Source organism: Pseudomonas sp. ACM7 (assembly GCF_004136015.1).
GTDB lineage: Bacteria > Pseudomonadota > Gammaproteobacteria > Pseudomonadales > Pseudomonadaceae > Aquipseudomonas > Aquipseudomonas frigoris.
The window spans coordinates 4,599,192-4,623,204 of the sequence record NZ_CP024866.1 but is presented as its reverse complement, the minus strand read 5'-3'; the positions used below and the strand labels follow the sequence as shown (position 1 = coordinate 4,623,204).

23 protein-coding genes, 1 pseudogene and 1 riboswitch are annotated in these 24,013 nt (G+C 60.9%); of the genes and pseudogenes, 7 read left to right on the top strand and 17 right to left on the bottom strand.

Annotation, left to right across the window (positions count from 1 at the left end; translation table 11 throughout):
* Positions 1 to 104: 104 nt before the first annotated feature.
* Genes CUN63_RS21910 through cobO form a run of 6 tightly spaced genes read right to left on the bottom strand, consistent with a single transcriptional unit; the run spans position 105 to position 6,113 of the window.
* Positions 105 to 1,556 carry a cobyric acid synthase gene (locus CUN63_RS21910; protein ID WP_129442342.1) on the bottom strand — a complete coding sequence of 484 codons (1,452 nt, stop codon included), beginning with the start codon at positions 1,554 to 1,556 and terminating at the stop codon, positions 105 to 107.
* Entirely contained in the window at positions 1,553 to 2,545 is a 993-nt protein-coding gene (gene cobD / locus CUN63_RS21905) for a threonine-phosphate decarboxylase CobD (protein ID WP_129442340.1), read from the bottom strand. The genes CUN63_RS21910 and cobD overlap by 4 nt, the downstream gene beginning before the upstream one ends.
* Positions 2,538 to 3,446 carry an adenosylcobinamide-phosphate synthase CbiB gene (gene cbiB, locus CUN63_RS21900; protein ID WP_129442338.1) on the bottom strand — a complete coding sequence of 303 codons (909 nt, stop codon included), beginning with the start codon at positions 3,444 to 3,446 and terminating at the stop codon, positions 2,538 to 2,540. Before cbiB ends, cobD begins: the two co-directional genes overlap by 8 nt.
* Entirely contained in the window at positions 3,443 to 4,093 is a 651-nt protein-coding gene (gene bluB, locus CUN63_RS21895; RefSeq protein WP_129442336.1) for a 5,6-dimethylbenzimidazole synthase, read from the bottom strand. The genes cbiB and bluB overlap by 4 nt, the downstream gene beginning before the upstream one ends.
* Entirely contained in the window at positions 4,090 to 5,505 is a 1,416-nt protein-coding gene (locus CUN63_RS21890; RefSeq protein ID WP_129442334.1) for a cobyrinate a,c-diamide synthase, read from the bottom strand. Before CUN63_RS21890 ends, bluB begins: the two co-directional genes overlap by 4 nt.
* Positions 5,502 to 6,113 carry a cob(I)yrinic acid a,c-diamide adenosyltransferase gene (cobO, locus tag CUN63_RS21885; RefSeq protein ID WP_129442332.1) on the bottom strand — a complete coding sequence of 204 codons (612 nt, stop codon included), beginning with the start codon at positions 6,111 to 6,113 and terminating at the stop codon, positions 5,502 to 5,504. Before cobO ends, CUN63_RS21890 begins: the two co-directional genes overlap by 4 nt.
* A gap of 80 nt (positions 6,114 to 6,193) precedes the next feature.
* A riboswitch (cobalamin riboswitch) is annotated at positions 6,194 to 6,430 on the bottom strand.
* A gap of 154 nt (positions 6,431 to 6,584) precedes the next feature.
* Here cobO and CUN63_RS21880 point away from each other — a divergent pair.
* Together CUN63_RS21880 and CUN63_RS21875 are read left to right on the top strand one after the other, a co-directional pair.
* The gene (locus CUN63_RS21880; RefSeq protein ID WP_129442330.1) at positions 6,585 to 7,169 is read left to right on the top strand and encodes a hypothetical protein; all 585 of its coding nucleotides are present in this window, start codon (positions 6,585 to 6,587) and stop codon (positions 7,167 to 7,169) included.
* Positions 7,170 to 7,237: 68 nt separating this feature from the next.
* A complete protein-coding gene (locus tag CUN63_RS21875) occupies positions 7,238 to 8,551 on the top strand; it encodes a sorbosone dehydrogenase family protein (RefSeq protein WP_129442328.1) in 1,314 nt (437 codons plus the stop codon).
* 133 nt (positions 8,552 to 8,684) lie between these two features.
* On the opposite strand, the gene CUN63_RS21865 is transcribed toward CUN63_RS21875, so the two are convergent.
* From CUN63_RS21865 to CUN63_RS21840, 6 genes are all read right to left on the bottom strand, one after another.
* A complete protein-coding gene (locus CUN63_RS21865; RefSeq protein WP_129442326.1) occupies positions 8,685 to 9,338 on the bottom strand; it encodes a class I SAM-dependent methyltransferase in 654 nt (217 codons plus the stop codon).
* Between the two features lie 15 nt (positions 9,339 to 9,353).
* The gene (locus tag CUN63_RS21860; protein ID WP_129442324.1) at positions 9,354 to 9,890 is read right to left on the bottom strand and encodes a C40 family peptidase; all 537 of its coding nucleotides are present in this window, start codon (positions 9,888 to 9,890) and stop codon (positions 9,354 to 9,356) included.
* 164 nt (positions 9,891 to 10,054) lie between these two features.
* Positions 10,055 to 10,705, bottom strand: coding sequence for a C40 family peptidase (locus CUN63_RS21855; RefSeq protein ID WP_129442322.1), 651 nt, complete (start codon positions 10,703 to 10,705; stop codon positions 10,055 to 10,057).
* Positions 10,706 to 10,919: 214 nt separating this feature from the next.
* Positions 10,920 to 11,624: a DnaA regulatory inactivator Hda gene (gene hda / locus CUN63_RS21850; RefSeq protein WP_008148645.1), complete on the bottom strand. Its 705-nt coding sequence runs from the start codon at positions 11,622 to 11,624 to the stop codon at positions 10,920 to 10,922.
* 230 nt (positions 11,625 to 11,854) lie between these two features.
* Positions 11,855 to 12,928, bottom strand: coding sequence for an AI-2E family transporter (locus CUN63_RS21845; protein ID WP_129442320.1), 1,074 nt, complete (start codon positions 12,926 to 12,928; stop codon positions 11,855 to 11,857).
* Positions 12,929 to 12,966: 38 nt separating this feature from the next.
* Entirely contained in the window at positions 12,967 to 14,025 is a 1,059-nt protein-coding gene (locus tag CUN63_RS21840; protein WP_129442318.1) for a DUF2066 domain-containing protein, read from the bottom strand.
* A gap of 382 nt (positions 14,026 to 14,407) precedes the next feature.
* On the opposite strand from CUN63_RS21840, the gene purM reads away from it, so the two are divergent.
* The 3 genes from purM to CUN63_RS21825 are packed head-to-tail and all read left to right on the top strand — an operon-like array spanning position 14,408 to position 16,850.
* Positions 14,408 to 15,466: a phosphoribosylformylglycinamidine cyclo-ligase gene (gene purM, locus CUN63_RS21835; protein ID WP_008148639.1), complete on the top strand. Its 1,059-nt coding sequence runs from the start codon at positions 14,408 to 14,410 to the stop codon at positions 15,464 to 15,466.
* Positions 15,467 to 15,477: 11 nt separating this feature from the next.
* Positions 15,478 to 16,128: a phosphoribosylglycinamide formyltransferase gene (gene purN / locus CUN63_RS21830; RefSeq protein WP_129445131.1), complete on the top strand. Its 651-nt coding sequence runs from the start codon at positions 15,478 to 15,480 to the stop codon at positions 16,126 to 16,128.
* A gap of 8 nt (positions 16,129 to 16,136) precedes the next feature.
* Positions 16,137 to 16,850 carry a DUF3108 domain-containing protein gene (locus CUN63_RS21825; RefSeq protein WP_129442316.1) on the top strand — a complete coding sequence of 238 codons (714 nt, stop codon included), beginning with the start codon at positions 16,137 to 16,139 and terminating at the stop codon, positions 16,848 to 16,850.
* Between the two features lie 63 nt (positions 16,851 to 16,913).
* On the opposite strand, the gene CUN63_RS21820 is transcribed toward CUN63_RS21825, so the two are convergent.
* The 3 genes from CUN63_RS21820 to CUN63_RS21810 form a co-directional block, all read right to left on the bottom strand.
* The gene (locus CUN63_RS21820) at positions 16,914 to 18,104 is read right to left on the bottom strand and encodes a cystathionine gamma-synthase (RefSeq protein WP_129442314.1); all 1,191 of its coding nucleotides are present in this window, start codon (positions 18,102 to 18,104) and stop codon (positions 16,914 to 16,916) included.
* A complete protein-coding gene (locus tag CUN63_RS21815) occupies positions 18,101 to 19,477 on the bottom strand; it encodes a pyridoxal-phosphate dependent enzyme (protein WP_129442313.1) in 1,377 nt (458 codons plus the stop codon). The genes CUN63_RS21820 and CUN63_RS21815 overlap by 4 nt, the downstream gene beginning before the upstream one ends.
* 169 nt (positions 19,478 to 19,646) lie before the next feature.
* A complete protein-coding gene (locus CUN63_RS21810; RefSeq protein ID WP_129442311.1) occupies positions 19,647 to 21,272 on the bottom strand; it encodes a methyl-accepting chemotaxis protein in 1,626 nt (541 codons plus the stop codon).
* Positions 21,273 to 21,524: 252 nt separating this feature from the next.
* Between CUN63_RS21810 and CUN63_RS21805 the strand changes: the two genes are divergently transcribed.
* Positions 21,525 to 21,941 (top strand): OsmC family protein, encoded by a 417-nt coding sequence (locus CUN63_RS21805; protein WP_129442309.1) that lies wholly within the window; start codon positions 21,525 to 21,527, stop codon positions 21,939 to 21,941.
* A 61-nt stretch (positions 21,942 to 22,002) separates the two neighbouring features.
* Positions 22,003 to 22,863: a pirin family protein gene (locus CUN63_RS21800; RefSeq protein ID WP_129442307.1), complete on the top strand. Its 861-nt coding sequence runs from the start codon at positions 22,003 to 22,005 to the stop codon at positions 22,861 to 22,863.
* A gap of 99 nt (positions 22,864 to 22,962) precedes the next feature.
* On the opposite strand, the gene CUN63_RS21795 is transcribed toward CUN63_RS21800, so the two are convergent.
* Together CUN63_RS21795 and CUN63_RS32310 are read right to left on the bottom strand one after the other, a co-directional pair.
* Positions 22,963 to 23,691 (bottom strand): dienelactone hydrolase family protein, encoded by a 729-nt coding sequence (locus CUN63_RS21795; protein WP_129442306.1) that lies wholly within the window; start codon positions 23,689 to 23,691, stop codon positions 22,963 to 22,965.
* Positions 23,692 to 23,787: 96 nt separating this feature from the next.
* Positions 23,788 to 24,013 (bottom strand): annotated as a pseudogene (locus tag CUN63_RS32310) (group II intron reverse transcriptase/maturase); the annotation flags it as partial.

The following is a 24,013-nucleotide window of genomic DNA, read 5'->3' as shown; positions in this document are numbered from 1 at the left end:
TGGCGGTGTGGCGACGGGCCTCATCGCGAGCAAGCTCGCTCCCACATTGGAATGCGATCACCTGTGGGAGCGAGCTTGCTCGCGATGAGGCCATCAAATTCAACCTAAAACCCGCAGAGCTCACGCAACAGCCGTGTATCCAGATGCTTCTCCACCAGATCCGCCAGCCGCTCGATATCGCGCTCACGCAACGCGTGATAATCCACTTCCTGCACAGCCTGCAAACCTGCCCAGCGCAACAACGCACTGCACGCCGCGGGCGATTCAAACAGCCCATGCAGATAGGTGCCGAATATCTGCCCGTCCACACTTTGCGCACCGTCGCAGCGACCGTCGTCCAGCTGCACCGCGGCGTTTTCCAATGCCGGCCCGGTGGTGACGCCGGCATGAATTTCGTAACCGCTGACCGGCGCGTCTTCGAGCGCCAGACGTCCGCGCACATTGCGCATCTGCTTCTCTTCTTCGAGCTGCGTTTCAAACGCCAACAAGCCCAAACCGGCGCTGGAACCCGGTGCGCCTTCGAGGCCTAGCGGGTCGTGTACCTGCTCGCCGAGCATTTGCAGACCGCCGCAAATCCCCAGCACTTTACCGCCATAACGAAGATGACGACTGATCGCGGTGTCCCAGCCATTGGCCCGCAGATACGCGAGGTCGCTGCGCACGCTTTTCGAACCGGGGAGAATAATCAGGTCCGCCGGCGGAATCGCCTGGCCGGGGCCGATGAATTGCAGATCCACCTGCGGATGCAGGCGCAACGGATCGAAATCGGTGTGGTTGCTGATGCGCGGCAGCACCGGCACCAGCACTTTCAGCACCTGGTCGGCCTTGTCGGTCTGACGCTGATCGATGCCGTCCTCGGCTTCCAGGTGCAGGTCCATCACGTAAGGCAGAACGCCGATCACCGGTTTGCCGGTGCGCGCTTCCAGCCAGTCGAGACCCGGTTGCAGCAAAGCGATATCGCCGCGAAACCGGTTGATGATGAAGCCTTTGACCCGCGCCTGCTCGCTGGGCGACAGCAGTTCCAGTGTGCCCACCAGATGCGCGAAAACCCCGCCGCGATTGATGTCGGCGATCAGCACCACCGGACAATCCACGGCCTCGGCAAAGCCCATGTTGGCGATGTCACCGGCACGCAGATTGATCTCGGCCGGCGAGCCCGCTCCTTCGACCATGACCACTGGATACGCTGCGCTCAGCCGTTCATGGGAGGCCAGCACTGCTTGCATGGCGATGGCTTTGTAGTCGTGATACGCGACCGCGTTCATCGTCGTGACCGCGCGACCATGGATGATCACTTGGGCGCCGGTGTCGCTGTTGGGTTTGAGCAGCACCGGGTTCATGTCGGTGTGCGGCTCAAGGTTGGCGGCCTGAGCCTGCACCGCTTGCGCGCGACCGATCTCGCCACCGTCGGCGGTCACCGCACTGTTAAGTGCCATGTTCTGCGGCTTGAACGGCACGACGCTGACGCCCTGACGCGTGACCCAGCGGCACAACGCCGTCACCAGCGTGCTTTTACCGGCGTCGGAAGTGGTGCCCTGCACCATCAACGTAGTCATTGGGTTTCCTTGGCGTAGGCTTGCAGGGCTTTTTCGAGACGGGTGAAATCCGCGTCATCGGCGGGCAAACCAAAACGCAGGCTGCTGTTGTGCGTGAACAACCGCAGCAAAATGCCGCGCCGAGCCATGAACTCATGCAGGTCTTCGGCGCGGTCGGTGATCAGCCATTGAAACAAGGCGCAGCCGCCCTGTGGTTTGAAACCGTGCTGTTCCAGCAGCAGCGCCAGACGCTCGCTGGCCTCTTCAGCGCGAACCCGTTGCCGGGCATGCCCTTCGGTATCCCGCAGACAGGCCTGCCCCAACACCCGCGTCGGCCCGCTGACCGCCCACGGTCCCACTTGCTCGGCCAGCAACTTGAGCAACTTGCGCTCGGCCAGTACGAAACCCAGGCGCACACCGGCCAGGCCGAAAAACTTGCCGAAGGAACGCAGCACGATCAACCCGACCTGATTGGCAAAAGGTGCCAGGCTCAGCGGCGGCGTGTTGTCCATAAACGCCTCGTCCACCACCAGCCAGCCACCGCGCTGCGCCAGCCGCGAATGCCAGTCGAGCAGCCGACTCGGCGTCAGGCTCAGGCCGGTTGGGTTGTTCGGGTTGACCACCACCAACACGTCGAGACTGTCGAGAAAGAAGTCGACTTCCTGCTCCAGCACTTCACGCACGATGTAGCCATTACGGCGCCACGCTTCGGCGTGTTCGGCGTAACACGGCGAGAGCACGCCGACCTTGCCGACCCGTCGCAAACGCGGCAGCAACTGGATCGCCATTTGCGAGCCGGCCACCGGCAGCACCTGAGCAGCGCCGTAATAATCACAGGCCGCCCGCTCCAGACCGTCATCGGTTTCCGGCAACCGCGCCCAGGCCCGCAACGGGATCTGCGGGACCGGAAACGGCCAGGGCGCGAGGCCGCTGGACAGGTCGAGCCAATCGGCTTCGGCAATGCCGTAATCGAGCGCTGCCTTGCGTAACCGACCACCGTGCTCAAGCATAAAATTCAGCCCCCACGCAGAGGATCAGCAACCATAACCATACCCCGCGCTGGACCAATTGCCAGCCGCGGTCGATGGAGTCGGCGTCCGCCGGCACGCCTTCGCCCAGTGGCGGACGCTGATGCAGTTCACCGTGATAAATCGCCGCCCCGCCCAACTCGACTCCGAGCGCACCGGCACCGGCCGCCATCACCGGACCGGCATTCGGGCTGTCCCAGGTCGGGCCCTGGGTGCGCCAGCATTTCAGCGCCAGTCGGGTTTTACCCAGCAGCGCGTAGGTCAGCGCCACCAGGCGTGCAGGAATATAGTTGAGGACATCGTCGATCTTTGCCGCGGCCCAGCCGAAACGCTCGAATCGTACATTGCGATAACCCCACATCGCATCCAGCGTGTTGCTCAAACGGTAGAGCACCACACCAGGCGCGCCGGCCACGGCAAACCAGAACAGCGCAGCGAATACCGCATCGCTGCCGTTCTCCAGCACCGATTCTGTGGCGGCGCGGGCGACTTCGGTTTTATCCAGTTCGCTGGTCTGGCGGCTGACCAGATAACTGACCCGTTTGCGCGCCTCGTCCAAATCATCGCTGCGCAGCGCCTTGGCCACCGGCTCGACGTGTTCACCGAGGCTGCGCATGCCGAGGGCGCAATAGAGCACGAGAATTTCGACGATCCAGCCGACATAGGGCGCCCAGGAAAACGCCGTGGCCAGCAAGGTCAGCGGCAACACCGCGATCACCCAGGCAGTGACGCCATGACTGCGCCAGCCGCGACCTTCACCATTGAAACGTTGCTCGATGCGGTCGGCAAAACGGCCGAAAGCCACCAGCGGATGCCAGCGTTTGGGTTCACCCAGCAGCGCATCCAGCGCAACCGCGGCGACACTCAACAACGCCACACTCATTGACTCACTCCCCAATAATTTTCATACAGCAGCTCACTGAGCGAACGCGCCTGCGCCCAGCCTTCGAGTACCAGCATCGGCGCCGGATAGAATTCCTTGACCGGGCCGAGACAAAGAACAGCCAACGGCTTGGCCCCGGCGGGCAACCCCAGCAAGTCCGCTAGCGCTTGCGGCTCGAACAGCGAGACCCAGCCCATGCCCAATCCTTCAGCGCGGGAGGCCAGCCAGAGGTTCTGGATCGCGCAGGACAACGAGGCCATGTCCATTTCCGGCATCGTGCGACGGCCGAAGATGTGACGCTCGCGATCATCCATCAGCGCAGCAACCAGCACTTCGGCGCAGTCGTTGATGCCTTCGACTTTCAGCTTCATGAATTCGTCGGTGCGCTCGCCGAGGGCTTCGGCGGTGCGGATGCGCTCCTCTTCCACCAACAGCTGGATCTTGCCGCGCAGGGCCCGATCACTGATGCGGATGAACCGCCAGGGCTGCATCAGGCCGACACTCGGCGCCTGATGCGCGGCTTCGAGCAGGCGCCGCAGTAACTCGGGCTCGACCGTGCCACCGCTGAAATGACGCATGTCACGGCGTTCGCCGATGGCTCGGTAGACCGCCGCGCGCTCAGCTTCGGAGAAGGCGTTGTCCGTCATGGCCACTTCGCGAGCAAGCCCGCTCCCACATTAGAAAGGGTGTTGCCTGAAGAAACGCGGTCCAATGTGGGAGCGGCGGTGCGACGATTCGACTTGCTCGCGAAGGCGGCTTGAAGGTCAGGCACAAACAGCGCGGCAATCGCCGATGGATTGGACGGGAAATAGAAATGCACATAAGAAGCCGTCATCCGCCCTTCGCGGTAAACCGCCTCTGCCCCGCGCCCACCGTTCGGGCTCAAGCCACGAGCAATAGGTTCAAGCTCGGTACTGGTCAGCGAGTGGTGATAGGTGTGCCCGCGCAGCGAACCTTCCGGTAATTCGACCGCCTGCAACGCCAATGCAGCCAGACGCTTTTGCATCACCGCATCACCGGCCAACAAGCCGACCAATTCAGCGCGAGTGCCCTCGACATCGGTCAGCGAATCGAGCAGATAGAGCATGCCACCACACTCGGCCAACATCGGTTTCCCCGCCGCATGGTGAGCGCGGATTGCGGCCAGCATCGTGGTGTTCTGTGACAGCGCCACATGGTGCAATTCGGGATAACCGCCCGGCAGATAAAGACTGTCTGCCGGCGGCAATTGCGCATCACGGATCGGCGAGAAAAACAGCAACTCAGCGCCCATGGCTCGCAGCAAATCCAGGCTCGCGCCGTAGGTGAAGGCAAACGCTTCGTCACGGGCCACGGCAATTCGCACACCGGCCAACAGAGGCTCGACAGCGATCACATCAGGAGCGGCGAATTCCACTGCTGGTGGCAGCGCGACCTCGCAGCTGCTGGCCAGTGCATCGGCCGCCGCATCGAGGCGCAGGTCGAGATCGTTCAACTCACTGGCCTGAACCAGACCCAAATGGCGACTCGGCAATTCGATCCCGGTTTCCCGGGACAAGGCGCCGTACCAGCGCAAACCTTCAGTCAGGCTGCCTTCAAGTAATTGCGCATGACGCAGGGTGCCGACGCGGTTGGCCAGCACACCGGCAAACGGCAAGTCCGGCTGATAACGCGCCAGCCCCAACGCCAGTGCGCCAAAGGTCTGGGCCATGGCAGTGCCGTCGATCACACCGAGCACCGGCACACCGAAATGCCGCGCCAGATCAGCACTGGACGGAGTGCCGTCGAACAGACCCATGACGCCTTCGATGAGGATCAGATCGGCTTCGCCGGCGGCTTCCCACAATAGTCGACGACTTTCCTGTTCCCCGACCATCCACATGTCGAGTTGATACACCGGCGCACCGCTGGCGCGCTCGAGAATCATCGGGTCGAGAAAGTCGGGGCCGCATTTGAACACGCGCACCTTGCGGCCCTGATTGCGATGCAAACGGGCCAGTGCGGCGGTGACGGTGGTCTTGCCCTGACCGGAGGCCGGCGCGGCAATCAATACCGCCGGGCAATGACGTGGTTGACTCACAATTCGACGCCTTTTTGCGCTTTGATCCCGGCCTGGAATGCGTGCTTGATCACGCCCATTTCGGTGACGGTGTCGGCCAGTTCGATCATCTCCGGCTTGGCGCCGCGACCGGTCACCACCACGTGCTGCATCGGCGGACGGGCCTGCAAGTCGCTGAGCACTTGATCGAGATCCAGATAACCGTGCTTGAGCGCGATGTTCAATTCATCCAGCACCACCAGGCCGATCGACGGGTCACGCAGCAATTCGCGCGACACCGCCCACGCGGCTTCAGCGGCGGCGATGTCTCGCTGGCGATCCTGGGTTTCCCAAGTGAAGCCCTCGCCCATCACATGAAAACGCACCTGTTCCGCAAAGCGCCGGAAGAACAGTTCTTCGCCGGTGCTGCTGCGCCCCTTGATGAACTGAACCACGCCACACTGCATGCCGTGGCCCATGGACCGGGCGAGCATGCCGAAGGCCGAGCTGCTTTTGCCTTTGCCGTTGCCGGTCAGCACCAGCAGCAGGCCACATTCATTCGGGGAATTGGCGATGCGTTCGTCGATCACGGCTTTTTTGCGCAGCATGCGCGCCAGATGACGTTCGTCACGATCGGGGGTATCAGTCATGGGGGAGCTCTCCGTTGAGGCTGGATAACGGCGGGCAGGCACAAGAATAGACGGCAAGAAGCCTGGCATCGCCCACCGTGATGCCGCTGGATGGATCAGGCCGGTCTCCGGGCTCATGAGCGGCATTTTTTGCCTGACTGCGCGCCTTCCCATGTTGATATCAACACAGTGGCTCAAGGCGCAGCCTTCACTCATTTACCGTTGCGGGGGCAGCGCCGGGATCATGGCTCTTCGTCGCGTGAAGAGAGTCACTCACCGGCTTCCCTGTTTCACTCTGTCGACCAAGGTCACAGAGCACCTGAAACAAGCCGCGAAGGTTAGAGGGTTGGGGATGGAGCGTCAATTGAAGACGGGCGGCCTGCGAGCGAATAACTGCCGTCGATCAATTATCTGGCGCCAATCTTGTGCCACACTCTCAGCAGTGATATCAAAGAGCCACAATCTCACAACACAATAACAAGGGTGAGCCACATGCAAGGCATGATCATCAGCAATCCGAAGCTGGAATTCCTGCGCCCGGTGCTGGAACGCTGGTTTGACTGTATCGACCGCTACAACGCCGTGCGCGGCGATAACGACACGCCTTACTGGTTCGACGAAAAAGCCAACCTGAGCCTGCTTTCCGCCGCGGCCTGGATGGCAGAAATGATCACGCTGCAACAAACGCCGACCCGTAAGCAGACCGAGGAAGGCGAACGCAATGGCCGCGCCGATCTGTTTATCGCGACCAGCGAAGAACGCGCTTACCTTCAGGCGACCCAGCGCTGGCCACGCGTCAACAGCCTGAACCTGACTCAAGCATTGCAGGACATCACCAGCGACGCCAAGCGCATCAGCTACGCCAGCGACCTGAAACTCGGCTGCCTGTTCGTCGCGCCGCAAAAAGCCCAACAAAGCGCCACCCCGGAAGAACTCCAGGACATGGTCGACGACCTGCAAAAGGAACACTCCTGCGCGGTGGCCTGGTACTTCCCCTATGCCTATCGCAAGTTACGCAACGAAGCCGGCAACTATCACCCCGGCATTGCCGTGCTGTTCAAGGAAGCCCGCGGCTGACCGGTTGAACCATCGCGCATTTGCGCTTCTCTATTGATTAGGTCAATGCATTCATAGGGAAGATCAGCATGCGCAAGCCCCCGCTCGTTCTCGTCATCGTGCTCGCCGGAGGGCTTGCCGCCTGTGGTGAAACCTCCAGGCTGCAAGTCTCCGACGGCACCGGCCCGTCACCCAAGCTGCCAGAACCAAACAAAACCCTGATCCCGACAGTGAACATCGCCCCGGCGATTGGCTGGCCGAACGGCGCGAAGCCTATCGCCGCGACAGGGACTCAGGTGGCGGCGTTTGCCGAAGGTCTCGATCACCCGCGCTGGCTTTACGTATTACCTAACGGCGACGTGCTGGTGGCCGAAACCAACGCACCACCCAAACCCGATGACGGCAAAGGTATTCGTGGCTGGGTCATGGGCAAAGTCATGGACCGTGCCGGCGCCAAAGTACCGAGCCCGAATCGCATCACGCTGCTGCGGGACAAGGACCATGACGGCATCGCCGAAACCCGTACGGTGTTCCTGGAAAACCTCAACTCGCCCTTCGGCATGACCCTGGTCGGCAATGACCTGTACGTCGCCGACACGGACCGCTTGCTGCGCTTCCACTATGAAAACGGCGAGACGGCGATCAAGTCGCAGCCGATGAAGGTGATCGACCTGCCGGGCGGTACGCTGAATCACCACTGGACCAAAAACGTCATCGCCAGCAAGGACGGCAGCAAGCTGTACGTCACTGTAGGCTCCAACAGCAACGTGGCCGAAAACGGCATGGACAAGGAAGAAGGTCGGGCGGCGATCTGGGAAGTGGATCGCGCCACCGGCAACCATCGGATCTTTGCCTCGGGAATTCGTAATCCAAACGGTCTGGCCTGGGAACCTCGGAGCGGCGCATTGTGGACGGCAGTCAACGAACGTGACGAGATCGGCAGCGATCTGGTGCCGGACTACATCACGTCAGTGAAGGACGGCGGGTTCTATGGCTGGCCTTACAGTTATTACGGTCAGCACGTCGACATCCGCGTCGAACCGCAAAACCCCGACCTGGTGGCCACGGCCATTGCTCCGGACTACGCGGTCGGCCCGCATACCGCCTCGTTGGGCCTGACGTTCGCTGAAGGCAACAGACTGCCGGCGCAGTTCAAGGAAGGGGCGTTCGTCGGCCAGCACGGTTCGTGGAACCGTAAACCGCACAGTGGCTATAAAGTGATTTTCGTACCGTTCGCGGGAGGCAAACCGACTGGGCAACCGGTCGATGTGCTCACAGGTTTCCTCAACGCAGATGAGAAAGCCATGGGCCGGCCAGTGGGCGTGGTGATTGACCAGCAGGGTGATTTGTTGGTGGCGGATGACGTGGGCAATAAGGTGTGGCGCGTGTCGGCCGCAAAATAAATCTCCAACTGCCAACACATAACCAATGTGGGAGCGGGCTTGCTCGCGAAGGTGTCATGACATTCAACATCAATGTTGACTGTCAGTGCGCTTTCGCGAGCAAGCCCGCTCCCACATTAGATCGGTTCAGCGCCTACCTTTTGCGGCACAGCGTTAAACCATCGCCTATTGGCAACAACGACAGGTCAACACGCGAGTCATCCTTCAAGGCACGATTGAGTGCCTGGATGGCTCGGGTGTCTTCGCTCTCGGGATTGTCCTCAAGCACCCGGCCACTCCACAGCGTGTTATCAAACACCGCCAGACCGCCGACGCGCAGCAGACGTAATGCGTGCTCCAGATAGCGTGGGTAGTTGGCTTTGTCGGCATCGATGAAGATCAGGTCGAATGGCACTTGCTGATCCAGCTGAGCCAGGGTTTCCAGCGCGGGCGCCAGACGCAGATCGATCCGCTCAGCAAGCCCCGCCTCCTGCCAGTAACGGCGCGCGATGGCGTTGTAGTCGCCAGGTATGTCACAGCAGATCAGCGAACCGTCATCCGGCAATGTAGCCGCCATGCACAACGCGCTGTAACCGGTAAAGGTGCCCACTTCCAGCAGACGCTTGGCGCCGGTGAGCTTCACCAATAGCGCGAGGAACTGACCTTGCTCGGGCGCCACCTGCCAGCGAGCCATGGGCAGCGCCTGGGTTTCGTCACGCAAACGCTTGAGCAACGGCGTTTCGCGCAGGGAAACGTCGAGCACGTATTGATACAGGGAATCGTCGAGATTGAGTGTGCGAGCGGTCATGACAACCTCTGCCATTTAGGGGTTGCGTGCCAAGTGCTCAGGTTGCAAGACGCGCTTGGCACTCAGATAGGCTTTCTGCCAGTAAGCTTTGGACAAGCTGTCGAGCTTCACCGTGCCGCCGGTGGCTGGCGCATGGACGAAGCGACCTTCGCCGACGTAGATCCCGGCGTGACTGACCTGAGAACCGCCATTTGTGGCAAAGAAGATCAGGTCACCGGTCTGCAGGCCTTCCTTGCCCACACTGGCCGCCTGCATGCTGATCATCTCGCGCGTGGTACGCGGCAGAGAAATGCCGGCGACATCACGGTAGACATAACCGATCAGCCCGCTGCAATCGAAACCCGAATCCGGTGTGTTGCCACCCCAACGATACGGCGTGCCCACCAGGCCGAGCGCGCGGAACAATACGTCTTCTGCTTCAGGGGAGAATGCTTGGGAGGAACTGAAAATAATGGGCGCGCGAACCACCGGCGCAGGAGGCGGTGTACGGCTGGCGCAGGCGCTGAGCAGCGCGGCGAAGAACATGATTGCGAGGCGGGCCGACGTCGACATATGCAGAGCATCCTGATCTGGCTGCGGCTTTTTCTGCAGGGGCGCAGAAAAGAAAACCGCCTGCGCAGGACGCAGGCGGTTTGCCATCAATAATAGATCAGGATTCTAGCGGCTACGCGGCAAACTTCAAGTAAGACTTTAAGTTCACCTTACAAAATGTCCGCTTACTTGCGAGCCGTGACGATCGTCGGGGCTGCAGTCGGCGCCATCGCCAGTGCGCGCTTGGCTTCGATGAAGGTCTTGCTCCAGTAGCTGTCGCCCAGGCTATCGATCCGGACACCACCGCTTTTGCGGCTGCTGGAATGGATGAACTGGTTGTCACCCAGGTAGATCCCGGCGTGACTGACGCGGCCGCGACGGCCATTGGTGGCGAAAAACAGCAAGTCGCCCGGCTCCAGTTTGCTGCGAGAAACCAGCGGAGCGTCGACGTTGATCATTTCGCGAGTGGAGCGTGGCAGGTTCAGGCCGGCTTCTTCACGAAACAGGTAACCGATGAAGCCGCTGCAATCAAAGCCAGCTTCGGAGGTGCCGCCGAAACGGTAACGGGTACCGATCAGGGACATGCCGCGTTCGAGGATGCTGTCAGCCAGAACTGGAAGCTGGTAGGACTTGCCGCCGGCGAAGTCTGCCAGTTCTTTTTCGGTGGCCGCCTCTTCCTGGAAAAGAGCTTGCTGATAAAGAGCGGAAGATTGGGCGGTAGCAGAATTTTTAACCTGCTGTTGTTGCTCTTGCTGGGACACTGGAGAGTGGGCAGCGCAACCGAACAACAGGGTGACGAGTGCGAGAGGCACGAGGGGTGCAAAGCGATTTAGCATGGGCACGACCGTGGCTGATAGTTGTAAAGAAGGCGAGACTATGCCCGCTATCAACCTCATTTGCAAATTCAATCGATCTTGATGTGACTTATCGGTTTCTCGTTTACATCTAAGCGCTTAAGCCCGTTTTAGACGTTCGCGCAGCCTGCAACCCTGTAGGAAAGCGGAATTCTTGACGCCTGAAATATGCCAAATCCCGCTACAGGCCTTGGCTTTACCAGCCTAGCGTTTCTTTCAGGAACGGAATTGTCAGCTTGCGCTGAGCTTGAAGGGAAGCCTGATCGAGACGCTCAAGCAGCTCGAAAAGTGCACTCATGCTGCGCGTACCGCGGGTCAAAATAAAATGCCCGACTTCATCGGTCAGGTGCAGACCACGACGAGATGCGCGCAGTTGCAAGGCACGCAATTTGTCTTCGTCGGAGAGCGGACGCATCTGAAAGATCAGCGCCAACGTCAGACGGGATTTGAGGTCCGCCAGCTTCACCGGCAGTTCACGCGGGGATGTCGACGCGGCGATCAACAGGCGTCGACCGCTGTCACGCAGACGATTGAACAGATGGAACAGCGCCTCTTCCCAATCCGCCCGACCGGCCACCGCCTGCAAATCATCCAGGCAGACCAGTTCGTACTGTTCGAGGTTGTCGAGGATGGCGATGCCGCGATCAAGCAGTTCGGCCAACGGCAAATACACCGCCGGCTCCCCCAGTTGCTCGAAGCGCAGGCAGGCCGCCTGCAACAAGTGCGTACGCCCTACCCCGTCCTTGCCCCAGAGGTAAATCAGGCTTTCGGTCCAGCCGGCGTCGGCTTCGCATAGCCGCTCGACATAGCCGAGTGCAGCGGCATTGGCGCCTGGATAGTAATTGATAAAGGTAGCGTCATCACGCAGACGCACACCTAGGGGCAGCTGAATCGGTTTCATGCTGACTGAACAGTTCCAAAGGAACCGTTAGTGGCCTCTGTGTAAAGTTTGCGAAGTTTATACCCGTGAGGCGGGTCGCACAATGCGACAGACCACAAGCAAAATCAAAGGTTTGCGTTAACACACTGGTTTTATGACAGTTTCTTTGGCGGCGCATGTGACAGCCGCACGAGGGATGTGGGCCAACCCGGCATGGAACCAGGCCGCCCGTTACCCACCATCAACGAACCTTAGCGCTCAGGCTCGTCGACACCACTGTAGATATCAGAATCTTTATACAAATCATGCACATGCCGCACCAGCACCATGATCACCGCCGCCACCGGCAGCGCCAGCAACACACCGGTGAAACCGAACAGCTCACCCCCTGCCAGAATCGCGAAGATCACCGCCACCGGGTGCAGACCGATCCGGTCCCCCACCAGCAATGGCGTCAGCACCATACCTTCCAGCGCCTGTCCCACCATGAACACCGCGACGATTCCGATCATGGGATACAGATCGCCACCGAACTGGAACAGCCCGGCAATCAAGGCCGCACCGATCCCGATAACGAACCCCATGTACGGCACGATCGCCGCCAGACCGGCAATCAACCCAATCAACAGCCCCAGCTCCAGCCCTACCAACATCAGGCCCGCCGCGTAGATCACGCCCAGCGCCACCATCACCAGCAACTGTCCGCGCACGAATGCACCCAGCACTTCATGGCATTCACCCGCCAGGATCACAACGCGCTCTTCGCGGTCACGGGGCAGCAGACCGCGGATCTTGGCCATCATCAGGTCCCAGTCCCGCAGCAGATAGAAACTCACCACCGGGATCAGCACCAGATTCGCCAACCAACCGATCAGCGCCAGCCCGGAAGCCGTCGCCTGACTCAGCACGACCCCGACAATGTCAGTGGTCTGGCCCATGTGCTCACTGATTGCAGCCTTGAGCTTGTCGAATTTCCAGAAATTATCCGAGAGTCCGAATTTCGATTGCGCCCACGGCAGTGCGGTGTGCTGCAACCAGTCGAGCATCTGCGGTGCCAATTCGTACAAGCGAAACAGCTGCTTGGCGAGCATCGGCACCAACACCAGTAGCAAGGTCGTGAAAATCAGGGTGAACAGCGCAAACACCGCCACCACGCCCCAGGTCCGAGACAGACCGGCCTTCTCCAGCCGATCCACCAACGGGTCGAACAGATAGGCCAACAGCAGTGCCACCAGAAACGGCGTCAGGATCGGATGCAACAGCCAGACAAACGCGCAGAGCAGGACAACCCCACCCAACCAGAACCAACGCCGCGTATCGGCCATGTACCACTCCATATGCATCTATATAAAGAAAGAAAACCTTACCAACGGAATCGCAACTGCGGCACAGGTGCCGGAGTCGGCGCTACTACCGGTGCCGAACCCTCGGCCGGCTGAGCCGGTGCGACTGGCGCCGGCGCTTCACCGGCCGGAACTTCCTGCAACTTCGCCAGCGACAATTGCGACCTCAACTGTTCGGCGCTGCCATTGACCCGATAGACAATCCGGTCGCCGTCGACACTTTGCAGACGCGCACCAAACGGTTCCAGCAAACGCCCAAGCGCCGCGTAGTGCTCCAGATTCATGCCCTGTACTTCGAGCAATTGTTCGCCCGAAGCACCCGGTTTGACGACAAAGCGAGGCGCCAGCCGCTCACTGACCGCCAGCATCACCGCATCGGCCACCGCAGCCTGATCCGCACCTTCTACGCTGCCCGCCTCTTTCTTGTCACCGAGCCACAAATGCCACTTGGCCTGCCACTGCCCGCCCTCTTCACGGGCATGCACCGCGAGCAAGGCGTCAGCGTTGTAACGCTCCGATGCACCGCGCAGTGGCGTCGCGTCCGCACCTTCCAGATTCGGTGCCGTGGCGACGATCTGCTCACTCAGATCGGCCAGCGGCAGGCGCAGCGGCAAACCACGGTGTTGCGCTGCTCGGCGCAGCGGCGCAGCACTGGCCTGGCCATCACCGACGAGGCTCGAACCCTCGGTGGAATCGTTCAACCACCAGCCGAGGATCGAAGGCCGGTTCGCCCCCCACAACGACAGCCCGGCACGGCGCAACGCTTGCTCGGTGGTGGCCGGGTCGAAATCGACCTTCAGCACTTCCGGCGGGCCGGCGTCAAAGCCGTACTGACTGATGATTTGCTGCGGGTCCTTGCGCAGTGCCGCCAACCCCGGACTTTGCGCAGCCTTGGGATCACCGGTCAGACGCAACACCAACGTATCCAGCGCTTGCTGGGTCGCTTGCTCGCGCACTTCCGGGGTTTGACCACTGACAGGCTGACGCACCTGATACAGATTTTTGACGGTTTCGGCGTGACTCGCCAGGCTGACCAATGACATACAGCCCGCAAACAAAAATCTAGAAAAAAAACGCATGGAGGATTCCTGACGACAAGAGCGGCTGGAACAGGCCGCGTGAACCGGATTGAGCAAGGCTGTGACCACGCCCCCAAGCAAAACATTCACCTGACCCTGGTAAGTTTTTGCACTGTCCTAACGATAGACGGTTAATAGCGATACCTTATACAGCCATGAAGGATGCGGCCAACACGGGCAATGAAGGTTTTTTTAAGCTGATATGCCCCTGCCGTCGGCCTGAGGATGGCCGCTGCCCCTCAAGCCTGATAAAATCGCGCGCCTTCGCAGACCGGCAACAGCCGGGCACCCTGAAATTCGCGGATGGCAATCGCCTTCGTCAGTTTCGGTGGTCCCACTGGACTCGGTCGTTACCCCTGAATCCCCCCTAAAGGCCTGGATCATGAGCAAGCAACCCTCCCTGAGCTACAAGGACGCCGGTGTAGACATCGACGCCGGTGAAGCATTGGTCGAACGCATCAAGAGCGTCGCCAAGCGCACTGCGCGCCCGGAAGTCATGGGCGGCCTGGGCGGTTTCGGCGCCCTCTGCGAAATCCCGGCCGGCTACAAACAGCCCGTGCTGGTTTCCGGCACCGACGGCGTTGGCACCAAGCTGCGCCTGGCACTGAACCTGAACAAGCACGACAGCATCGGCATCGACCTGGTTGCCATGTGTGTGAACGACCTGGTGGTTTGCGGCGCTGAGCCGCTGTTCTTCCTCGACTACTACGCCACCGGCAAACTCAACGTCGAAACCGCGACCCAGGTCGTGACCGGCATTGGCGCTGGCTGTGAATTGTCCGGCTGCTCCCTGGTTGGCGGCGAAACCGCTGAAATGCCAGGCATGTACGAAGGCGAAGACTACGACCTGGCCGGCTTCTGCGTCGGCGTCGTGGAAAAATCCGAAATCATCGACGGTTCCAAAGTCGCTGCCGGCGATGCCCTGCTCGCCCTGCCGTCTTCCGGCCCGCACTCCAACGGCTACTCGCTGATCCGCAAGATCATCGAAGTCTCCGGTGCCGACATCGAAAACATCCAGCTCGACGGCAAACCGCTGACCGACCTGCTGATGGCCCCGACCCGCATCTACGTGAAGCCGCTGCTCAAGCTGATCAAGGAAACCGGCGCCGTGAAAGCCATGGCCCACATCACCGGCGGTGGCCTGCTGGACAACATCCCGCGCGTTCTGCCAAAAGGCGCACAAGCCGTGGTTGACGTTGCGAGCTGGACCCGTCCTGCCGTGTTCGACTGGCTGCAAGAGAAAGGCAACGTTGACGAAAACGAAATGCACCGCGTGCTGAACTGCGGCGTGGGCATGGTCATCTGCGTTGCTCAAGAGCACGTCGAAACCGCCCTGAACGTCCTGCGCGAAGCCGGCGAGCAGCCTTGGGTCATCGGTCAGATCTCCACCGCTGCCGAAGGCGCGGCTCAGGTTGAACTGAAGAACCTCAAGGCACACTGATGCAAGTGCCGATGTCCCAGACCTGTGATGTGGTGGTGCTGTTGTCCGGCACCGGCAGTAACTTGCAGGCCTTGATCGACAGCACGCGGACCGGCGACAGCCCGGCCCGCATCGCTGCGGTGATTTCCAACCGCGCCGACGCCTACGGCCTGCAACGCGCCAGGGACGCGGGTATCGACACCCGCACCCTGGATCACAAGGCTTTCGAAGGCCGCGAGGCCTTCGATGCCGCGCTGATCGAACTGATCGACGCGTTCAACCCCAAACTCGTGGTACTGGCCGGCTTCATGCGCATTCTCAGCGCAGGCTTCGTGCGCCACTACCAGGGTCGCCTGCTCAATATCCATCCTTCGCTGCTACCCAAATACAAAGGGTTACACACGCATCAGCGCGCGCTGGAGGCCGGCGACACCGAGCACGGCTGCTCCGTGCACTTCGTCACCGAGGAACTCGATGGCGGACCACTGGTCGTACAGGCAGTAATACCGGTAGAGTTGCACGATTCGCCGCAGAGTCTGGCGCAGCGAGTTCATACCCAGGAACACCTGATTTACCCGCTGGCTGTACGCTGGTTTGCCGAAGGTCGTGTATCACTCGGCGAGCAAGGTGCTTTACTGGATGGAAAGTTACTCGCGGCCAGCGGCCACTTGATTCGAACCTAGGAGATTTTATGCGTCGCGCCCTGCTCTTCGCTTGCGCTCTGCTCGCACTGCCATTTGCGCAGGCTGCAGAACTTCAACCTTTCTCCGCCAGCTACACCGCTGACTGGAAGCAGTTGCCCATGAGCGGCACCGCTGAACGAAGCCTGACCAAGCAAGCCAACGGCGCCTGGAAGCTCAGCTTCAAGGCCTCGATGATGATCGCCAGCCTGACCGAAGAAAGCACCCTGACGCTGGACAAGGACACCTTGCTGCCGCAGTCCTACCACTTCGAACGTGGCGGCTTGGGTAAAGCCAAGAAGGCTGACCTGGATTTCGACTGGACCAACAAAATGGTCACCGGCACCGATCGCGGTGACCCGGTCAAGATCCCGCTCAACCGTGGCATGGTCGACAAATCCACTTATCAGCTGGCCCTGCAACACGATGTGGCTGCCGGCAAGAAGAGCATGAGTTACCAGGTCGTCGATGCTGGCGAAGTCGATACCTATGACTTCCGCGTGCTGGGTTCGGAAAAGGTCGACACCAAGGCTGGCCAGATCGATGCGATCAAGGTCGAGCGCGTGCGCGACCCGACACAAAGCAAGCGCATCACCGTCCTGTGGTTCGCCAAGGACTGGGATTACCTGTTGGTTCGTTTGCAACAGGTTGAAACCGACGGCAAGGAGTACAACATCATGCTCCTCGACGGTACGGTCAACGGCAAGGCTGTCAAAGGCAGCTGATCCGGCTCGACACAAAAATCCGGAATCCGATAAGGGTTCCGGATTTTTTTTGCCTGCTGAAATTCAGATCCGCGCCAGCGCCTGTGCCAGGTCGGCGCGCAGGTCTTCGACATCCTCGACCCCCACGGACAACCGCACCAACGCATCACCGATGCCGAGTTGCGCGCGGGTGCCTGCGGGGATGCTGGCGTGAGTCATGATCGCCGGGTGCTCGATCAGGCTTTCCACCCCGCCCAGGCTCTCGGCCAAGGCAAAGATCCGCACACTCTCGAGGAAGCGCGTGGCGCCGGCCAGGTCGCTGTTCAGGTCGCTGTTCAGGTCGAGGGATATCATCCCGCCGAAACCGCGCATCTGCCGCTGCGCCAGTTCGTGCTGCGGGTGCGACGGCAGGCCCGGATAATAGACGCGCGCCACCTGCGGCTGACGTTCCAGCCATTGCGCCAGGTCCAGCGCGTTATTGCAGTGGCGTTCCATGCGCAGCGCCAGGGTCTTCACGCCGCGCAGGGTGAGGAAAGCGTCGAACGGCCCGGCAATCGCGCCTACCGAGTTCTGCAGGAAGCCCAGACGCTCCGCCAGGTCTGCGTTTTGTCCGACCACCGCAATGCCGCCGATCACGTCGGAGTGGCCGTTCAGGTACTTGGTGGTCGAGTGCAGCACGATGTCGAAGCCAAGCTCCAGCGGGCGCTGTATCCAGGGGCTGGCAAAGGTGTTGTCGGCGACACAAATAATGCCTCGCGAGCGACAGATGCGCGCGACGGCGGCGAGGTCCGTCAGGCTCAGCAAGGGATTGCTTGGCGTCTCGACCCAAACCATCTTCGTGTCGGGCTGCAGTGCTGCTTCGAATCCCGCCAGGTCAGTCAGGTCGACGAAGCTGAAGCGATGCCCGGCGCTGCGTTTGCGCACCTTGTCGAACAGCCGAAAGGTGCCGCCGTACAAATCATTGCCGGAGACGATGTGCGAGCCCGCGTCGAGCAGCTCGAGCACCGTGGAGATCGCTGCCAGCCCGGAGGCGAACGCGAAGGCCTGGGAGCCGCCTTCGAGGTCTGCAACGCAACGTTCCAGCGCAAAGCGCGTCGGGTTGTGCGAGCGCCCGTAGTCGAAGCCCTTGTGCACACCGGGGCTCTGCTGCAAATAGGTGGAGTTGGCGTAAATCGGCGGCATCAGCGCCCCGGTGGTGGGGTCGGGCGTTTGCCCGGCATGGATCACACGGGTGGCGAAGGCGCGTGGCACAGCGTTTTCATCGTGTTGACTCATGTAAGGGATCTCCGTAGGTGAATGAGCATGTCGACTCGAGTAATCAAGCCGTAGAAGCCCGAAGCGTCGGCGATGATCGCCACCAGCCCACGGTCGAGCTCCGCCCGTAGTTCAGCCAGACTGGCGCCTGGAGGCAGGGTTTGCAGCTTATCGGTCATCGCGCTGGCCACGCTCGCGCGAAAGTGCGAAGCCTCTTCTTGCATGCCCAGCAGAATGTCGGACTCGTCGATCACGCCGACCAGCCGCTGCCCGCCCTCCAGCACCGGCAGTTGCGACACATCCGCCAGGCGCATGCGCTGGAACGCGGTGAGCAGCGTGTCGTCCGGGCCCACGCTGATCACCCGGCCATCCTCGAAGCGCCGCGAGATCAGGTCGCGCAGATCGCCGTAATGTTTGTATTGCAGCAGGCCCTGATCGTTCATCCACTGGTCGTTGTAGACCTTCGACAGGTAGCGCGTGCCGGTGTCGCAGACGAAGCTGACGACCCGCTTCGGCTCGGTCTGCTCGCGGCAGTAACGCAGCGCCGCCGCCAGCAGTGTGCCGGTCGAAGAGCCGCCGAGTATGCCTTCGGCACGCAGCAGTTGGCGGGCATGGTCGAAGCTTTCCTCGTCGCTGATCGAGTAGGCGTGGCGGACGCTGGACAGATCGGCAATCGACGGAATGAAGTCCTCGCCGATGCCCTCCACCGCCCAGGAGCCGGGCGTGTTCATGGTGCCGCTGCGGCTGTATTCGGCCATCACCGAGCCGACCGGATCGGCCAGCACCATGACCAGGTCCGGTTGCACGCGGCGAAAGAAACGGGTCAACCCGGTCAGCGTGCCGGCCGAGCCGACGCCGACGACGATGGCGTCCAGGTCATGCTGAGTCTGCGCCCAGATTTCCGGCGCGGTGCTGCACTCGTGGGCCAGCGGGTTGGCCGGGTTGTTGAATTGATCGGCGAAGAAGGCGTCGGGAATTTCCTGCGCCAGCCGCGCCGCAACGTCCTGGTAGTAATCGGGGTGGCCCTTGCCGACGTCGGAGCGGGTGATGTGCACCTCGGCGCCCATCGCCTTGAGGTGCAAGACCTTCTCGGTGGACATCTTGTCCGGCACCACCAACACCACTCGGTAACCCTTGGCACGGCCGACCAGGGCCAAGCCAAGGCCGGTGTTGCCAGCGGTGGCCTCGACGATGGTGCCGCCGGGTCGCAGGCTGCCATCGCGCTCGGCGGCGTCGATCATCGCCAGGCCGATGCGATCCTTGATCGAGCCGCCGGGGTTCTGTGATTCGAGCTTGAGGAACAGCGTGCACGGGCCGGTATCGAAACGGCTGACGCGCACCAGCGGCGTATTGCCGATCAGTTCGAGCACGGCGGGTCGGGAGTCGGTGGGCATGTCGTCACCTCGCTACGAAAATTAGCACTGGATGGACAGCAACCGGCGACGAATCATTGCGCGCCAGTCGCAGGCAAAGTATCGCTTGGACCATAGGCCGGGATGGCGCCACCCGCAACCTTGCACAGCCAGCCGGTAGCGTCGCCGGAACGACAAAGCCGCTCGGCGTTCAGACCGAGAACCGCGCCACCATCGTATTAAGATCGACCGCCAACCGAGACAGCTCCTGGCTCGCCGCACTGGTTTGATTCGCCCCGGCCGACGTCTGCAACGCAAGATCGCGAATATTCATCAGGTTGCGATCCACCTCTCGCGCGACAGCCGCTTGTTCCTCCGAGGCACTGGCGATCACCAGGTTGCGTTCATTGATCAGGGTAAACGCCGTGGCGATTTCTTCCAGCGCCGTACCGGCGGCTTTCGCCACTTCCAGGGTCGAACGCGCCCGAGTGTTGCTCTGCTGCATCGAGCTGACCGCAGCATCGGTGCCTTGCTGGATGCCGGAGATCATCTGCTCGATTTCCTGGGTCGATTGCTGAGTCCGGTGCGCCAGCGCCCGCACTTCATCGGCCACCACCGCAAAGCCGCGCCCGGCACTCCCGGCCCGCGCCGCTTCGATGGCCGCGTTCAGGGCCAGCAAGTTCGTTTGCTCGGCAATCGAGCGAATCACGTCCAGGACTTTGCTGATGCCATAAACTTTCTGCGCCAGGTCCTCGACCTGGGTCGCATTGGCCGTGACATCGTCGGCCAGGGATTCGATGGACAACACGGTCTGATGCACCTGCTCGCGACCGTGCTGGGCAATCCGGTCGGACTCCCGAGACGCTTCGGACGTGGCCACCGCATTGCTCGCAACCTCCTCCACCGCAGCGGTCATCTGATTCACCGCCGTGGCGGCCTGGTCGATTTCCAGGCTCTGCTGATGCAGACCCCGGGTGGCCTCTTCGGTCACACAACTGAGTTCTTCCGAGGCCGAGGCCAATTGACTGGACGAGTCGGAAATACGCCGAAGGGTTTCGCGCAAACTCCCCTGCATGCTCTTGAGCGCGTGCAACAGCCGCGCTGGCTCGTCCTTGCCGCTGATGCTGATTTCACCGGTGAGATCGCCGCCAGCCACCTCTTCAGCCACCTTCAACGATTGGGAAAGCGGCACGACGATGCTGCGGGTCAGCAGCAGCGCCAGGCCGATGGTCATCAGCGCCGTCAGGCCGATCATCACCCCGACCCAGACCCGCGAACGGCTGAACACCTGGCGCCCCGCCTCCGTCGCCAGGTTGGCGTTGTGCTTGTTCAGTTCGACCAATGCCTTGAGGGTGACGGTGATTTCATCGGCCAACGGACTCATCTCGCCATTGAGGATGGCGGCCGCCTCTTCCACCCGTCCCTGGACCGACAGCGTCATCACCTGCGTCTGGAACTGCAGGTAGTGTTGCTCCGAGGCTTTGAAGCGGTCGAACAGCACGCGCTCTTCGGGCAGCACGATCAGCGCGTCATAACGCTGCTGAGGCTCACCCAGGGTGCCTTTGAGTTCGTTGAGTTTACTGACGTTTTGCATCAGCGCCTGCGGGTCCCGATTGAGCAGCAGACGCATAGTCAATGCCCGCAGCCGCAGCATGTCCTGATTCATCTCCCCGACCGCCATCACGCTGGGCAGCCAGTTGTCATCGACCTGATCGGACTGCGCGCGCATGTTCGACATTTGCAGCAGGGCGAACGCCCCCAATCCAAACACCATCAACGCCAGCAGGCCAAAACCCAGGCCCGCGCGCGGCGCAATATTGAGACTTCTGATACTCATTGCTCTGGTTCCTTCCAAAAGTGCCGCATCAACCCTGCAGCGGGTTGCCTTAGAAGGTATCGGCCCTGAGAGATTTTGCGTAAGACGAAAAAGTGATATCAAAACGCCTTACTACTTCGATCGTCGGGCGGTAACGATTCAGCGCACGGCAATGGGCGAGCGAAAAAGTGGAACGCGTAACAAGAGGAGTGCTCTATACCTTCAAGGTCTTTTTTGATCGAATGACTTTTCCTGTTGCCTACGAGGTTTCCCATGACTGTCACCGTCAATACCGTTTCCGCCGAAGGTTTTCGTCACAGCGTACAGATCGATGACCATGAACTCTTTGCCGACGTACCGACACTCGCCGGCGGCGAAGGCTCGGCGCCCGAGCCACACGATTACTTCGACGCGGCCCTCGGTGCCTGCAAGGCCCTGACCCTGAAGATGTACGCGAAGAAGAAAGACATCCCGCTGACCGGTGTCACGGTCGAAGTCAAACGTGACAACAGCGAAGAGCAGAAAGGTAAATATGCCCTGCACGTCAAACTGACACTCAAAGGTGTGCTCACCGACGCTCAGCGCGATGAGCTGCACCGCGTGGCCGACCGTTGCCCGGTACACAAGTTGATGACCACCACCGACGTCAGCATCGAAACGCACCTGTCTGAAGGTGCCTTCAGCCAATAGCGGCAAGGGCTGCGCAAGCGGGTTATGCTCCACGCATTACCCGCTCAGCCTGGAATGCAGCATGAACACTCCGCTCGTGATTCGTCCCCGCGCCGAAGATGTCGAGGGTCAACCGATTCTTCGCCCGCTGCCGTCAGCCAAATGCCGCAGCGTCGGGCCTTTCGTGTTTTTCGACCATATGCTCGAAACCCGTTATGAGGCGGGAAAAGGCATGAACATCCGTCAGCATCCGCACATTGGTCTGTCGACCCTCACGTACTTGTTCGAAGGAAAAATCCAGCACAAGGACAGCCTCGGCTCCGATCAGGTGGTGGAGGCCGGTGATGTCAGCTGGATGACGGCGGGCAGCGCGATTGCCCACGTCGAGCGCACGCCTGAGGCGTTGAAGGACAGCGGCTTCACGATGCATGGTTTGCAGATTTGGCTGGCCTCACCAAAAGATAAAGAGCACGGTCCCGGACACTACAGTCACCACCCGGCGGCCACGCTGCCGGTCAGCGATAACCTGGGAGTGAAGATCCGGATGATTGCCGGGTCAGGCTTTTGCCTGGAATCACCGGTCCCGGTGCTTTCTCCCACGCTGTATGCCGAATTGAACCTGCAATCGGCGACCACATTGCTGATTCCAACCGAGCATGAAGAGCGGGCGTTGTATGTGCTGGACGGCGAGGTGCAACTGGATGGCGAGCTGGTAGAACCGCATTCACTGGTGGTGTTGCCGGCCGGGGAAGAGATGACGCTGTTCGCTGAAAGCGACTGTCATGCCGTGCTGTTTGGGGGTGCGCCTCTGGATGGGCCGCGGCGAATCAACTGGAACTTCGTGGCGAGTGATCCGGCGTTGATCGATGAAGCGCGGCGACGCTGGGCGGCCGGGGATTGGCCGACGGTGCCGGGGGAAAGTGAGCGGATCGAATTGCCTTAGGGCAAAAATCAAAAGATCGCAGCCTTCGGCAGCTCCTACATGTAAATGCATACCCCTGTAGGAGCTGGCGCAGCCTGCGATCTTTTGATCTTGAGGCAATCAGCCTTTAAAAACTTCATCCAGCAAGTTGTGCATCGAGGTAAACGCACGACTTGCCGTCTTCGCGTCATACATCATCATGCCCGGCACATTGGCGTGCGGATCGGTGAAGGAATGCACCGCGCCGCCGTAGCTCAGCAGTTGCCAATCCACGCCCGCCGCATTCATTTCTTCTTCAAACGCCGGCAGTTGGTCTTTCGGCACCAATGGATCGGATGCGCCGTGCAGCACCAGTACCGAGCCTTTGATGTTTTTGGCATCCGCCAGGTTCGGCGTATCGAGCGAGCCATGGAACGACACCGCCGCTTTCACTGGCGCACCAGTGCGGGCCAACTCCAGCGCACAGCAACCGCCAAAGCAGAAACCGAACGTCGCCAGCTTCGCGGTATCGACTGCCGCCTCGCCCTGGGCCTGCAATTGCTCGAAGGCCGCCGCCATACGTTTGCGCAGCAATGCGCGGTCGTTCTTCAGCGGCATCATCGCCGCACCCGCCTCGTCGCCGTTCTGCGGACGGACCGACTGGCCGTAGAGGTCCGCGATCAGCACCACATAACCCTTGGACGCCACGGACTTGGCAATCTCCTCGGCACCGGCGCTGACGCCCATCCAGTTCGGCGCCATCAACAGGCCGGGACGTGGGCCTTTGTGGTCAGCATCGAACGCCAGACGGCTTTCATACGACTGGCCATCAATCTGATAAGCGACGGAACGAACAATGATCTGGCTCATGACTAACTCCCAGTAAAAGACACCAATCGAGTAGGAGGCGGCTTTACAGCCGCCGTCCTCTCACACCACCGTACGTACGGATCCGTATACGGCGGTTCAAGCTATGCGGCTAAGCCGGTTTATCGTATCCAGTACCGAAACTAACCCAAGCTGACCCCATAGTTTCTTCGGCAGCGCCTGATTCATATGAGATGCGCCTGAGCTCCACCATGGGCCTCGGCCATTGAAGGCTGATTTGCAGGCGCGAGCTTCGCTAAGCCCCAGGCGCATCAAGTTACGTGCCCTCGTTGAGGGCCGCTTCCATTGTCGCCAGACGACGCAG

Coding starts and splice junctions, on each gene's coding strand:
- CUN63_RS21910 (WP_129442342.1), bottom strand. CDS start 1,556: ATGACTACGTTGATGGTGCAGGGCACCACTTCCGACGCCGGTAAAAGC.
- cobD (WP_129442340.1), bottom strand. CDS start 2,545: ATGCTTGAGCACGGTGGTCGGTTACGCAAGGCAGCGCTCGATTACGGC.
- cbiB (WP_129442338.1), bottom strand. CDS start 3,446: ATGAGTGTGGCGTTGTTGAGTGTCGCCGCGGTTGCGCTGGATGCGCTG.
- bluB (WP_129442336.1), bottom strand. CDS start 4,093: ATGACGGACAACGCCTTCTCCGAAGCTGAGCGCGCGGCGGTCTACCGA.
- cobO (WP_129442332.1), bottom strand. CDS start 6,113: ATGACTGATACCCCCGATCGTGACGAACGTCATCTGGCGCGCATGCTG.
- CUN63_RS21880 (WP_129442330.1), top strand. CDS start 6,585: ATGCAAGGCATGATCATCAGCAATCCGAAGCTGGAATTCCTGCGCCCG.
- CUN63_RS21875 (WP_129442328.1), top strand. CDS start 7,238: ATGCGCAAGCCCCCGCTCGTTCTCGTCATCGTGCTCGCCGGAGGGCTT.
- CUN63_RS21865 (WP_129442326.1), bottom strand. CDS start 9,338: ATGACCGCTCGCACACTCAATCTCGACGATTCCCTGTATCAATACGTG.
- CUN63_RS21860 (WP_129442324.1), bottom strand. CDS start 9,890: ATGTCGACGTCGGCCCGCCTCGCAATCATGTTCTTCGCCGCGCTGCTC.
- CUN63_RS21855 (WP_129442322.1), bottom strand. CDS start 10,705: ATGCTAAATCGCTTTGCACCCCTCGTGCCTCTCGCACTCGTCACCCTG.
- hda (WP_008148645.1), bottom strand. CDS start 11,624: ATGAAACCGATTCAGCTGCCCCTAGGTGTGCGTCTGCGTGATGACGCT.
- CUN63_RS21845 (WP_129442320.1), bottom strand. CDS start 12,928: ATGGCCGATACGCGGCGTTGGTTCTGGTTGGGTGGGGTTGTCCTGCTC.
- CUN63_RS21840 (WP_129442318.1), bottom strand. CDS start 14,025: ATGCGTTTTTTTTCTAGATTTTTGTTTGCGGGCTGTATGTCATTGGTC.
- purM (WP_008148639.1), top strand. CDS start 14,408: ATGAGCAAGCAACCCTCCCTGAGCTACAAGGACGCCGGTGTAGACATC.
- purN (WP_129445131.1), top strand. CDS start 15,478: ATGTCCCAGACCTGTGATGTGGTGGTGCTGTTGTCCGGCACCGGCAGT.
- CUN63_RS21825 (WP_129442316.1), top strand. CDS start 16,137: ATGCGTCGCGCCCTGCTCTTCGCTTGCGCTCTGCTCGCACTGCCATTT.
- CUN63_RS21820 (WP_129442314.1), bottom strand. CDS start 18,104: ATGAGTCAACACGATGAAAACGCTGTGCCACGCGCCTTCGCCACCCGT.
- CUN63_RS21815 (WP_129442313.1), bottom strand. CDS start 19,477: ATGCCCACCGACTCCCGACCCGCCGTGCTCGAACTGATCGGCAATACG.
- CUN63_RS21810 (WP_129442311.1), bottom strand. CDS start 21,272: ATGAGTATCAGAAGTCTCAATATTGCGCCGCGCGCGGGCCTGGGTTTT.
- CUN63_RS21805 (WP_129442309.1), top strand. CDS start 21,525: ATGACTGTCACCGTCAATACCGTTTCCGCCGAAGGTTTTCGTCACAGC.
- CUN63_RS21800 (WP_129442307.1), top strand. CDS start 22,003: ATGAACACTCCGCTCGTGATTCGTCCCCGCGCCGAAGATGTCGAGGGT.
- CUN63_RS21795 (WP_129442306.1), bottom strand. CDS start 23,691: ATGAGCCAGATCATTGTTCGTTCCGTCGCTTATCAGATTGATGGCCAG.